The sequence below is a fragment of the Xanthomonas sp. D-109 genome, assembly GCF_017746095.1.
In the GTDB taxonomy this organism is placed as follows: Bacteria; Pseudomonadota; Gammaproteobacteria; order Xanthomonadales; family Xanthomonadaceae; genus Xanthomonas_A; species Xanthomonas_A sacchari.
In genome coordinates, this window is sequence record NZ_JAGHWV010000010.1 from 176,970 (window position 1) to 189,244 (window position 12,275).

The 12,275-nt window shown below is 68.1% G+C and carries 6 protein-coding genes; 1 reads left to right on the top strand and 5 read right to left on the bottom strand.

What is annotated here, in order from left to right:
* The first annotated feature begins 228 nt into the window (after positions 1-228).
* Positions 229-1,251: an Ldh family oxidoreductase gene (locus tag J7357_RS11335; RefSeq protein WP_209246515.1), complete on the top strand. Its 1,023-nt coding sequence runs from the start codon at positions 229-231 to the stop codon at positions 1,249-1,251.
* A 43-nt stretch (positions 1,252-1,294) separates the two neighbouring features.
* Here the strand turns inward: J7357_RS11335 and J7357_RS11340 are convergent, their stop codons facing one another.
* From J7357_RS11340 to J7357_RS11360, 5 genes are all read right to left on the bottom strand, one after another.
* Positions 1,295-2,236 carry a glycoside hydrolase family 43 protein gene (locus tag J7357_RS11340; RefSeq protein ID WP_244667438.1) on the bottom strand — a complete coding sequence of 314 codons (942 nt, stop codon included), beginning with the start codon at positions 2,234-2,236 and terminating at the stop codon, positions 1,295-1,297.
* Positions 2,237-2,346: 110 nt separating this feature from the next.
* A complete protein-coding gene (locus J7357_RS11345) occupies positions 2,347-5,223 on the bottom strand; it encodes a TonB-dependent receptor (RefSeq protein WP_209246519.1) in 2,877 nt (958 codons plus the stop codon).
* 494 nt (positions 5,224-5,717) lie between these two features.
* Positions 5,718-8,132 carry a glycoside hydrolase family 127 protein gene (locus J7357_RS11350; protein WP_209246521.1) on the bottom strand — a complete coding sequence of 805 codons (2,415 nt, stop codon included), beginning with the start codon at positions 8,130-8,132 and terminating at the stop codon, positions 5,718-5,720.
* Between the two features lie 326 nt (positions 8,133-8,458).
* Positions 8,459-10,261, bottom strand: a complete 1,803-nt coding sequence (locus J7357_RS11355; protein WP_209246556.1) for an Svx/AvrXca family virulence/avirulence protein — start codon at positions 10,259-10,261, stop codon at positions 8,459-8,461.
* A gap of 428 nt (positions 10,262-10,689) precedes the next feature.
* Positions 10,690-12,270 carry a family 43 glycosylhydrolase gene (locus tag J7357_RS11360; RefSeq protein ID WP_209246558.1) on the bottom strand — a complete coding sequence of 527 codons (1,581 nt, stop codon included), beginning with the start codon at positions 12,268-12,270 and terminating at the stop codon, positions 10,690-10,692.
* Positions 12,271-12,275 lie beyond the last annotated feature (5 nt).

Here is a 12,275-nt window from a genome sequence, read left to right on the forward strand (position 1 = left end):
TGGCCTTGTCGAATTATCGGATTGGTTCAGGGATAGCTGTCAAGAAAATTTTCAAACATCCAATAGGCGGATCGTCTTTCGCAAGGTCCGGCACCGCCAGCATGGCCACGTTTCAACGCACTTCACTCCTCATGACAAGCCGCTCGGGTCACACTGAACCCCTCCGACTTCTCACCACTTCCAGCGCAGGCGAGAATCCGGCACTCCCCCCCCCCCTGCTTTTTCTCGATGAACCCCAGCGACACCATCACCCTGTCCCTGGACCAGGCCACCACCCTGGTCGAACGCATCCTGACCCACGCCGGCTTCAGCCCCGCGCACGTGCAGGCGCTCACCCACACCATCGTCGCCGGCGAACGCGACGGCTGCGCCTCGCACGGGTTGTACCGGACGCTCGGCTGCGTGGCGACGCTGCGCAACGGCAAGGTGGTGGGCGATGCCGAGCCTGTCGTGCACGACCATGCGCCCGGCATCGTGCGAGTCGATGCACGCGGCGGGTTCTCGCTGCTGGCGTTCGAGCGCGGCCTGCCGCTGTTGATCGAGAAGACCTGTGCCAATGGCCTGGCGGCGCTGGCGATCAACCATTGCGTGCATTTCTCTGCGCTGTGGCCGGAAGTCGAGCGCATCACCGATGCCGGGCTGGTCGCGCTGATCTGCAATCCCAGCCACGCCTGGGTCACGCCGGCCGGCGGACGCACGCCGCTGCTGGGCACCAATCCGCTGGCGTTCGGCTGGCCGCGCGTGGATGCGCCGCCGTTCGTGTTCGACTTCGCCACCAGTGCGGTGGCGCGCGGCGAGATCGAGCTGCGCCGCCGCGCCGGCCAGCCGATTCCCGAAGGCTGGGGTGTGGACGCGGCGGGTGCGCCGACTACCGATCCGGCGGCGGTCGCCGACGGCGGCGCGATGCTGACCTTCGGCGGCCACAAGGGCTCGGCGCTGTCGGCGATGATCGAGTTGATCGCCGGGCCGTTGATCGGCGACCTGACCAGCGCCGAATCGCTGGCCCACGACGCTGGCGCCGGCGCGGCGCCCTACCATGGCGAACTGATCCTGGCGCTGGATCCGGCGCGCTTCCTGGGCGCCGAGCGGGTCACGCACATGGCACGCGCCGAGGCGTTCTTCGCCGCCTACCAGGACACCGGTGCGCGGCTGCCCTCGCAACGTCGCTATCAGGCGCGAGCGCGCAGCCTCCACGAGGGCGTGCGGATTCCGCGCGATCTGCATCGGGACCTCCTGATGTTACTGGAGTAAACCGGCGCGGCTACGGCGTGGGCGCGCCAGACATCGCTTGCGCTCAGTGCCGCGCAGGCGACCAGGCATCGCGCCAATCGATCCGGAAGCCCTGGCCATCCAGCGCCAACGGCAACCAGACATAGCGCCCATCGATGGGATTGCCGGGATTCCAGCGGTCGCCAAGATAGATGAAATGCCCTGGCCGTCCCGGCCAAGGCAGCACATAGGCGCTCTGGCTGTGGAAGGTCAGCGCCGCGTCCTCGCCACGGGCCGGATTGCCGAACTCGGTCCACGGTCCGGTCGGCGACGGCGCGGTGGCGCCATGCGCCGTATTGGGCTTCCAGCCGGTGCATTCGGAACCGAGGAAGTAGTAGCGCCCTGCATGCTTGAACACCGCCGGCGCCTCCAGCCAGCGCTCGACGAAAATGCGCGCGAAAGTCGGCTCGGTGTCCAGGTAATCCGGACGCAAGCGGGTGACATGCATCGTCGCGTTGCCTTCGGAGCTGTAGAACAGGTAAGCGCTGCCGTCGTCGTCCTGGAACAGGGTCATGTCGCGCGACTCCTGGCCATTGGGCCGGAACGAACGCAGGTAGCGGTACGGCCCGTCCACCCGCTCGGCCATCGCGACCCCGACCCGTGCATCCTTGTAGCCCTGCCCTGGCCGCTCCAGGTGGAACCACATCACGTAGCGGCCGGTGGCTGCGTTGTACAGCACCTTCGGACGCTCGATCACGGCCCCCTTGGCGATATCGGACTGCCGGTCATCGGCCACCTGCAGCGCGATGCCGCGGTTGTCCCAATGCAACAGGTCGCGCGACCGATACACCGACACGCCCACCTGGGCGGTATTGCCGCCCGCGCCGGCGGTCTTGTATTCGCCGAACCAGTAGTAGGTGCCGTCGCGGTCGCGCAGCACGCCGGCGCCATGGGCGTTGATGGCAACGCCCTGGCGATCGTTCCACACCGCCCCGGGGCGGATCTGCCCGGCACCGGCAGCCGCCATGCATGGGGCCGCCAGCAGCAGCGCGCAGCCCCACATCACGCTGCGCTTGCGCAGACGCCCGCCTGCGACGGGCGCTGCAACGTCCCGGGTCGGACTGCCGGAAGGCACGCTCAGAACTTCACCGTCGCCCGCGCCCAGTAGTAGCGGCCGAGCAGATCGTAGGTGGCCACGTCGGTGTTGGCGTTGGTGACGTTGTTGGCGTAGTACAGCGGCGGCTGGCGGTCGGCCAGGTTGTCCACGCCCACTTCGAAGCGCGTGTTCCAGGGCTTGACCTGATAGCCCACCTGCACGCTGTGGTAGACGTAGGCACCGATGTCGCGGACCACGGCGGGCTGGTCGGCATCGGCCGACAGGCTCTGGCGGGTATCGGCGCTGCCGATCTCGGTGCGGCCGATGTAGCGGACGCGCCACGACGCGCTCCAGTCGCCCAGGTTCCAGTTCAAGGTTCCCAGTGCACGCCAGCGCGGGAAGTTGCCGTAGGCGTAGGTGTACTTGCCGGCGTTGTGGATGGTGACGGTGCTGGCGTCGGTGGTGTCGGGGTTGATGTCGTAGCGGATCACGTAGGTGCCGTTGAGGCCGGCGCTGAAGTTGCCCCAGGCGGTGTCCGGCAGGCGGTAGGTGAGGCTGAAATCCGCACCGCTGGCCCACAGCTTGCCGAGGTTCACGGTGGGCTCTGCGATGTAGTTGATGGTGCCGTTGTCGTTGCGATGGATCAGCGCGCAGAACGCGCTGGCATCGTTGGCGTAGCACTGGTTGAGCACGGTCTGCGCCGAGACCTGGGTGATGGTGTCCTTGAGGTTGATCTTCCACAGGTCCGCGCTCATCGACAGGCCCTCGACCCAACCCGGGTCGTAGACCACGCCGAAGTCGTAGGACATGCCGGTCTCCGGCTTGAGCTGGTAGCCGGCCACTGCCGCGCCGGAGGCCTTGGCGCCGACCTGGTTGTCGGCCTGCTGGTAGCTGCCGTCGGTCGGCACGTTGGCGCAGGCGGCGGAATGGCCGCCGGTGTAGCCATTGCACGGGTCGGTGACCGACGGCGAGTCGCCAGCCACGCCGGCATACAGTTCGCTGATGTTCGGCGCGCGGAACACCTGCGAGGCGGTGCCGCGCAGCAGCAGGTTCTCGATCGGGCGGTACTCCAGCGAGACCTTGCTGTTGGTCTTGCTGCCGACGGTGTCGTAGTCGGAGAAGCGGCTGCCCACGGTCAGGTTGAGCGAGTGCACGCCCGGCAGCCCGGCCAGCAGCGGGAACAGCGCTTCGGCATAGGCTTCCTTGACGCTGAAGCTGCCGCCGAGCACGGAGGCGCAGAACTCGATCACGCCGCACATGCCGTTCTCGTCGCCGGTCCACAGCGGATCGGCGGCGGTGCTGGTGCTTTCCTTGCGATAGGAGACACCCACGGCCAGGCTCGCGGTGCCGGCCGGCAGCGCGAACAGTTCGCCGTTGGCGTTGGCCTCGAACTGCTTGACCGTATAGACGTTGGTGACGATCGGGTTGACCACCAGCGCTTCCAGCGCGGCCTTGTTGCTGGCGGCGTTGAGGTTGAACACGTCGATCGGGGTGCAGCCGGCGATCACCGCGCCGGCGCTGCCGCACTTGACCGTGCCGTCGGCGGCCAGGAACGACGGCCCCACCGCGGCATTGAAACCGGCGTAGTCGAGGAAGCCGTAGTTGATCGACTTCTGCTTGACCTTGCCGTAGTTGAGGCTGGCATCCCACTGCCAGGAACTGTCGCCGAAGCTGCCGCGCAGGCCCGGATTGATCTGGAAATTGTAGGTGTTGTACTCGTAGCGGCGGTTGCCCAGCACCGTGGCGCGCGTGTTGAAGTTGTTGTACGAGGTGCCGGTGCTGCGGTCGGTGCCGAAGTTGACCCCGAACGGGTTGTAGTAGCTGGCCGAGGAGACCAGGAAGTTGTCGCCGTTGGCGAAGATCGGGATCGGCGCGATGATCGAGGACGAGGTGGTCTTGCTGAAATAGGTGTTGACGTAGCCTTCCAGGTGGTCGCTGAAGCGGTAGCTGCCGAGCACGAAGGCGTTGGTGCGTTCCTGCGGGGTCTGCAGCAGGTTGTACGGCTGGTAGTTGTAGGAATCGGTGGAGGCGACGTAGCAGTGGTACTGGCTGGCGTTGGTCGGGCTGCTGCTGCCGCCGTTGAAGGTGACCCGCGAACAGCCGTTGCTGGCCGCCAGCGCCTTGGCCGCGGCAGAGCCGTCGTTGAAGCTGATGCTGCCGGTCGGCGTGGCCGAGGAGCCCTGCTTCACCCCGACGCCGTCGATCAGCGACAGCGCGTCCTTGGAATACGCGCGCGCGCCGGCCGAGACCGGGTCGATGTCGTGGTAGGACAGGCCGGCGACGATGCTGCCGCGCTCGCCGGTCTTGCCGGCGGTGAGCGAGAAGTTGCGGCGGTTGCCGTCGCTGCGCGAACTGGTGCCGAAGTCGGCGCTGGCCTCGACGCCGTCGAAGCCCTTGCGCAGGATGAAGTTGACCACGCCGCCGATCGCGTCCGAGCCGTACACCGCCGAGGCGCCGTCGCTGAGCACTTCCACCCGCTCGATCATGGTCGCCGGGATCGCATTGACGTCGTTGCTGGCCAGGCGCGTGCCGTTGACCAGGACCAGGGTGCGCTTCTCGCCGAGGCCGCGCAGCGAGATCACCGACGCGCCGGTGCCGCCGCCGTTGTTGGTGTTGGGATTGGTGGCATTGCCGGCGATCGAGGGCAGTTCCTGCACCAGGTCGCCGAGCGTGGCCTTGCCGGTGGCTTCGATCTGCGCGCGGCTGATGGTCACCACCGGGTTGGCGGTCTCGGTATCGACGCGGCGCAGGCGCGAGCCGGTGACCACGATGCTGTCCAGGGTCTGGGTGGCGCTGTCGGCGCTCGCCTCCTGCGCCTGCGCCGCCCCTGCGCTCCCCAGCGACAGGGCAGTGGCGACTGCCAGCGCCAGCGGCGTCGCGGCATGGCGGAAGGAAGGGCGTGGCTGCGGAAACGACATGGGGCGGGCTCCTGGAAGGTGGCGAGACGAGACAGCGGAGAAACGCAGGCCGAACGACGCCATGCCGGCGCCATGCCGACGGACGGACCTGCTGGACGGTGGCGCCTGCGCGGCGCCTGCGGTGGCGTGCCTGCACCGGACCACGACGGCCTGGCGCACAACGGGGAAGCCGATCTCCTGCGCGCACGGCCGTGCGCGGCTCCCCCGCTCCTGCGATGACGTCCGACGACGATGGCGGCGCTCCGGTGGCGCGCGCCGGCGCCACGGCCGGTACGACGATGCGATCAGATTTTCATCACGCGGTCACACTGTGACGTGTGCGCACGCCCGCGTCTTGTCGCGATTCGCGGTTTCGCATGCGGAATCATGCATGGTCGTGCGTGGCTGCGCGCCTGCATGAGCGATCGTGACGAGGCATGGCGCTGTGTCGCGCAGACACCGATACGGCAGGCACACACTGCCATCGCTGCGCACGGCGATGCCGCTGGTTGCGGTCACGCCGGGATCAGCCAGCCACCGAACAGTGGGCCGGCGGTGTCGCCGTGCTGCGGCTCGATGCGCACGGTCAGCGGCTGCGCATCGCGCGTCAGTTCCGGCGGCAACGGGTAGTCGCGGTCGACGAAATCGATCACCTGGCCGCGCTCCACCGCCACTTCCACCGCCAGCTTGCCGTTGACCAGGATGTTGAAGCGGCCCTTGTCGCTGCCCCAGAAGCGCAGCCGCAGCGCCAGCGGCTGCGCGCTGCCGCGCATGCGGAACTCGACGAAGCCCTTGCCGCGCACGTCGCGGCACTGCTGGCGGCGGTAGGCACCGCCGAAGGAGGTGTCGCTGCGCAACTGGTGCGCCTGCTCGGAAGCTTCGTCGCCGAACTGGATCATGTCCACCGCGATCGCACGCAGCTTGTCCTGCTCGGCCTGGCGGCGCGCCCGCCGCTGGGATTCCTGCGTCCACTGGGTCGGGCCCATGCGCTTGAAATACAGCGCACTGCGGCGCTCGTACTGCGCATAGAACGGCACGAAGGTCAGGCCCGGCGGCTGCGTGCTGCTGGCCAGGAAATGGCCGGGCTGCGGCAGCTCGGCGAAGCCGCGCAGCGGATCGGCCGCGGCGACCAGCGCCGGGTCCGGCGCGTCGTAGGGTGTGCCGACCGGCCCGAGGTCGGCGGCCAGCGCCAGCGGCCCGCGCATCACGACCACCGTGTCCGCATCGCCGGCGGCGTGTTCCAGCCGCAGCGGCGTGGCCAGGTCCAGGTCGATCACGTCGCCGGCGCGCCAGTCGCGCTCCAGCGTCAGGTAGCCATCAACCAGCGCGGCCCGTGCGGGGCTGCCGTTCACGCGCAGCGTGTAGCGGCCCTGGCACCAGGCCGGCACCCGCAACAGCAGGCGCCGCGGCGCGCGTTCTCCCGCGCGCAGCACCTGCAGGCGCACCTTGCCGTTGTCGGGCACGCCGCTGTCCAGTTCCAGCGCCAGATCTCGCTCGGTCCAATCCAGCCGCGAGGGAATGTAGAGATTGACGTACAGCGAGGTGGCGTCCTGCCAGTAGATCGCATCGCCGAACTGCGCGTGCGCTTCCATGCCGCTGCCGACGCAGCACCAGAACGAATCGAACTTGTCGGAGAAACCGCGCTCGCCGCCGCTGATCATCGGCGTCATGTAGGTGAACATGCCGGTGGCCGGATGCTGCGCGGCCATGGTGTGGTTGTGCAGCGTGCGCTCGTAGTAGTCGAAGTAGCGCGCCTGCGGCGTCCACTGGTACAGGTGCCGGGTCAGCTTGAGCATGTTGTAGCTGTTGCAATGCTCGCAGGTCTGCTCGGTCAGGAACGCGGCGATGGTGTCCGGCTCCTGGAAATACTCGCGGTCGGCATTGCCGCCGATCACATAGCTGTAGTGCGCGGTCACCGTCTCCCAGAAGAAGCGTGCCGCCGCGGCCGCATCGGCATCGCCGGCGACCTCGAACTGACGCGCCTCGCCGATGAACTTGGGCACCTGGGTATTGGCATGGATGTGCGGCAGTTCGTCGCGCCCGGCCGCGGCCGGATCGATCACCTTTTCGTGGCGCAGGCGCTTGCCGATGGCGACCCAGCGTGCATCGCCGGTGCGCGCGCCCAGTTCGATGTAGGACTCGTTGAGCCCGCCGAACTCGGTGTCCAGCAGGGTCTGCATCTGCGCGTGGTCGAGCGCATCGAACACGCCGGCGGTGTAGGCGGCCAGCGGCAGCAGCACCTCCAGCGCCGGCTTGCTGCCGGCCAGTGCATGCGCGTCGAGCAGGCCGGCGAACAGCTTGTGCTGGGTATACAGCGGCGACCAGCTGCCGTTGAGATTGAACTTGCTGCCCTTGATGATGCCGCGGCGCACGTCCTCCAGCACCGCCTTGCCGCCCTCGATCTCGCCCTTGTCGTTCTTGCGGGTGAAACCGCCGACGTAGCCGTCGGGATCCTGCGCCTGCGCACGCGCCAGCTCGGCGACGATGTAGTCGATGCGTTCGCGCAGCACCGGGTCGCGGGTCTGCGCGTGCATCTTCGCCAGTGCGCTGAGGTAGTGGCCCAGCGTGTGGCCGGCGATGGTGTCGCCCTCCCAGCCGCCGTACACCGCGCCCTTCGGCGGCAGGCCGGCGTATTGCAGGAAGTTGTGCAGCAGGCGGTCCGGCTCCAGTTCCAGCAGGTAGCGGCGGTTGGTCTGCAACGAGTCCAGGAACAGCGAGGGTTTCAGCGTGACCTGCTGCAACGGCAGCGCCTGCACGCGCCCGGGCGTGGACGCGGCGGCGTCCAGCGGGAAGCGCAGCAGCCCGGCGGCCACCGCCAGTGCGCTCCATTGCAGGAAGCGGCGCCGCGAAGGATCCAGCGCGGCGCCGGCCGCGTCGGCAGCTGCGTGCGCGCAGGCGGCGCCATGCCGATGCATGCCCTGCCCGCTCATCGCCGGCCTCCCGCGTGCGAGGCGGCATGCGGGAAAGAAACGCATCGAGGCATGGACTGCTCCTGTGTGAGATGTCGGGACGCCGACGCCGCAGGGCAACGACCGGCGGATCCATGGTCACTGTGTCATCCGGGTGACAGCGCGTCTTGTCCCCACTGATGCGTGCAGATGCGGATTTCTGCCGAATCACCGCATCGCCTGCCACAGGTGACCACGCCCTGCGGGCAGCGCCTGCAAACGCGAACGGCACCGGGAAACTGCGGCGGTGTCGCAGCGAATGCACCGTGCATCCGCTGCGACACCGCCTGGCAGTCATTGCCGGGCGGTCATTGCGGCTTCGCCGTGACCTCTGGCACCGCGTCGGTGAGGTCGGCGCCATAGTCGGGGTTGGTCACCGTATCCGCATCGACGTAGCCGTAGAACACGCCCTTGCTGGCCGACGCGCCGCGTTGCTCGACGTCGCCACGCAACTGCGCGGAACCGGACAGCGTGAACCCGCCGAACGCTCCCGCCGGCTTGAACACCGTATGCAACTGGGCGCGGTCCTTCACCGTCACCCCGTCCTGCAGCAGGCTCAACCCGCCGACCACGGCGCCGTCCTGCACCTGCCCGCCCAGGATCGTCGCATGATCCTCGATGCGCGCATCGCCCAGCACCTTGCCCCCCAGCACCCGCGCATGCGGGCCGACATAGGCCGTCGACGCGACATAGGCGTTCTGGGCGACCCAGCCACCGCCGTTGGAGTGACGGCCGCCCACGCGCGTCGGCGTCGGCGCACCGGGCTGCTGGCCCGACGGATACGCGTTCTCCAACGTGACGCTCCACGGGTAGCGGTAGACCGAATAGTAGGACTGATCCCACTTGATCTTCTGCATCTTGCTCGGCGTCCCCATCACCACCAGATACAGGTCGCTGTCGCCGCTGCGGAGCTGGAACGACAGCGAGGCCTCGGCGCCTTGCTGCAGCGCGCTGTAGCGTGGCTTGCCGTTGGCATCGATCGCGACCAGGCCCCAGCGCCAATCCGAGTCCGGCGTGCCGATGCCATCAGGATCGTTCGCCAGCCCAGGCAAGGTGTCGACCGCCGATGCCTGCTGCACGTCGCCGTGGAATCGCACCACGACCGCCCCGGCGCCCTGGGCGGGAACCAGCCGGACCAGGTTGTAGCCCCAACGCTGCGGCGCCCAGTCGAACGGCACTTGATAGACGCCTGTCTGGCCCTGCACCGGATCCAGCTGGGTCAGGCGCAGTGCGCGATCGCGATTGGTCTCGTCGGCCAGGTTTTCCGGATCGAACGCGGTATTGCTGCCGTATTGCTGGCGCATCACGGCGCCATGGTCGCGACCGTCCGGGTCGGTGTAGTCCCACTGCACGTTGTGCATGGCCCAGTCGCCGAGCACGTCGTTGAGCTGCGACTGGCTCCACCCCATGTTGTCGCGAATGATCGAGAACGGATCGGCATCGGCCTGGCGGGAATCGCCGGGCTTGGGCGCCTTGGCCCACAGATCGTTGATGATCGCGTAACCGAAGCGATCCTTGAGGTACTCCATGAACTGCCAGTTGCAGTAGCGGTCGCGGGTCGAGCCAAGATAGAGATGCGGGTAGTTCACCAACATCTCCGAGCATTGCACGTCGTCGTGGAAATACTGGTGCGCCATCCAGTTGGCATGCGATTCCCAGATCCAGCCGACGTACGGCGAATCACGCAAGCCGCCGGTACTGCCTTGCAAGCCATGGGTCAATTCATGCGCCAGGCCCCAGTGATACCCCAACTGGTCCGGATTGATCCACATGCCCATGCCGCCGCTGGCGGAGGTACCGCCGTTCAGGCCGAAGCTGTGGTCGAGGTAGACGCTGACCTTGTACTTCGTTGCCGTGTTGCAGTACGGCTCGGGAAACCCGACGCGCCCCATGTAGTCGTCCCAGATCGACTCCAACTCCTTGGCTGCCGAAGTCACGTCGTCCTGCGACACGGCTTGTCCGTCCTTCCAGCGGAACGCGAAGTGCTGGGTTTCGTAGCGGACGGCCGGCATGTCGGTGTCGTCGGGATTGGCGACCCATTGACCGGCGGTGCAGACGGCCGCCGCATGCGCATGCTGCGCAGCCAGGACCAGAACCGCCGACAGGCACACCGTGGACACCAGACGCACGAATCGAGAAGCAGCAATTTTCACGGCTCCACACTCCTCTTGTTCGGTGACATTGGATGGATTGGGCGAGCGACGCGCGATGCGCTGCAACAGGCTGCGGTGATGGATGATCCGCCATCACCCCGATGGCATGCAGGTACAGGAACGCGGCCGGCGCAACGCCGACAACAGGCGGCGTCAGCCACGCGCATATCGCTAGCCCATGGGCAGCCTAATGCAGTGAAACGCAATGCACCTTACGGTTATCCCCACGGAATCGGGCTAATTCCGCACACATTCCGAAAATCAAACTGGCGTCACGACAGGAACATGATGCGGCCGGCAACTGCGGCCGATGTCGGCGACGGGCTCGCCACTGGAACGCACGCGAAGGTCGGCGACGTCGGCGCAATCGGCATCCCCGCCTCGCCTCAAGGCGTGTCGCAGCGCTGCGCATCCGCCGCGGTGGCCTGCGGCAGGCGCTGCGCCTGCGGTGCCAGCATCTCCCACTCCTGCACCGCCAGCGCCGCGTAGCGCTCGCCGCTGCCCGCCGCGTCCAGCACGGCGCGCACGCAGCGCGTGGTCACCGGCGCGAAGCGCAGCGTCTGCCAGCGGCTGGCGACGGGTGCCCGCTTACTTTCTGCCAGCGGCCACCAGCGGCCGTCGCGACGGTACTCGAGCCGCCAGCGCACCGGCGGCGCCACGCCGCTGTCCGCGCCCGGCGGATGATCGGCCCAGAACAGGATGCGGCTGCCCTGCAGCGTCACCGGTTGCGCCCAGCTGTACTGCAGCCATTGCTGCGGCGGGTTGTGCGGTGTCCAACTTCCCCACAGCTGCGGCGGCAACGGATTGCGCTTGACCCGGCCGTCGTTGAGCGCGGCGATCCAGTACTGGTGCGGGATGTCCGGGCCGTTGGACGCGCTGGCCTGCGCATAGCGGGCGAGGTTGCGCTGCGGCGGCAGCGGCGCTTGTGCCCGCCGCGTGGCGACCACCGGCAGGATCCGCGCCGGCTGCCGAGTGTCGTCCCACTGCAATCGGTCGATCGCCACGCTGCGGCGGAAATGCCCGCCGCCCTTGGCGTCGGCGGTGTGGTAGACCAGGTACCACTGTCCCTTGAACTGCACGATGCCCGAGTGCGAGGTGGTCGAGGACACCGGCGGCAGAATCACGCCGCGGTAGGTCCATGGCCCCAGCGGCGACGGCGCGCTGCCGTAGGCGATGCACGCGTGGTACAGCGTCGGCGTGCAGTCCGAATCCGGCCCGGCATGGTTGCCGGCGTAGGCCATGTAGTAGGTGCCGTTGCGCTTGAACAGCCACGGCGCCTCGAAGTAGCCGTCCAGCGTGGTCACCGCCACTGGCTGGCCCTTCGGCGTCACCATGTCGCGTTCCAGTTCGATGCCGAACAGCTTGCCGAAGGTGCCCCAGTACACGTACACCCGCCCGTCGTCGTCGACCAGCACGGTCGGGTCGATGTTCTGGATGGCGTTGGGCGTCAGCAGCGATTGCGACAGGATCGGTCCCTGCGGATGCGCGTCGCGCCACGGGCCCACTGGGCTGTCGGCCACCGCCACGCCGATCGCGAACGGATCGGCATTGCGCGAGTGCGCCTCCTGCACCGGCGCATACAGGTAGTAACGCCGGTCCGGGCCCTGCACGATCTGCGCGCCGTAGGCGTGCCCGGGCGCGGCCCAGGCGAACACCTGCTGCGGACGCAGCAGTGCCGGGTAGTAGGTCCAGCGGCCGCTGCCGACGTCGTCGGTGACCAGCAGTTGCCAGCGGTCCATGACGAAGTCGTTGAGCTCCGGCGGCGCTTCGTCGCGGCCGGCGATGATGTAGAGCTTGCCGTCGGCGACCAGCGGCGCCGGATCGGCCGCATAGTCGCGGCCATCGGCCAGGATCGGATTGCCCGGCGCCTGCACCTGCCGCGACCACGGTACTGCCGGTGCGGCGCCCGCGAGCAGGCCGATGCAGGCGCCCCATGCCAAGAGCAGCGATGCGACCACCCTGCGCATGGGAG

Bases quoted from the DNA above. Each gene is read 5' to 3' on its own strand.
- J7357_RS11335 (WP_209246515.1), top strand. From the start codon at position 229: ATGAACCCCAGCGACACCATCACCCTGTCCCTGGACCAGGCCACCACC.
- J7357_RS11340 (WP_244667438.1), bottom strand. From the start codon at position 2,236: ATGGCGGCTGCCGGTGCCGGGCAGATCCGCCCCGGGGCGGTGTGGAAC.
- J7357_RS11345 (WP_209246519.1), bottom strand. From the start codon at position 5,223: ATGTCGTTTCCGCAGCCACGCCCTTCCTTCCGCCATGCCGCGACGCCG.
- J7357_RS11360 (WP_209246558.1), bottom strand. From the start codon at position 12,270: ATGCGCAGGGTGGTCGCATCGCTGCTCTTGGCATGGGGCGCCTGCATC.
- J7357_RS11350 (WP_209246521.1), bottom strand. From the start codon at position 8,132: ATGAGCGGGCAGGGCATGCATCGGCATGGCGCCGCCTGCGCGCACGCA.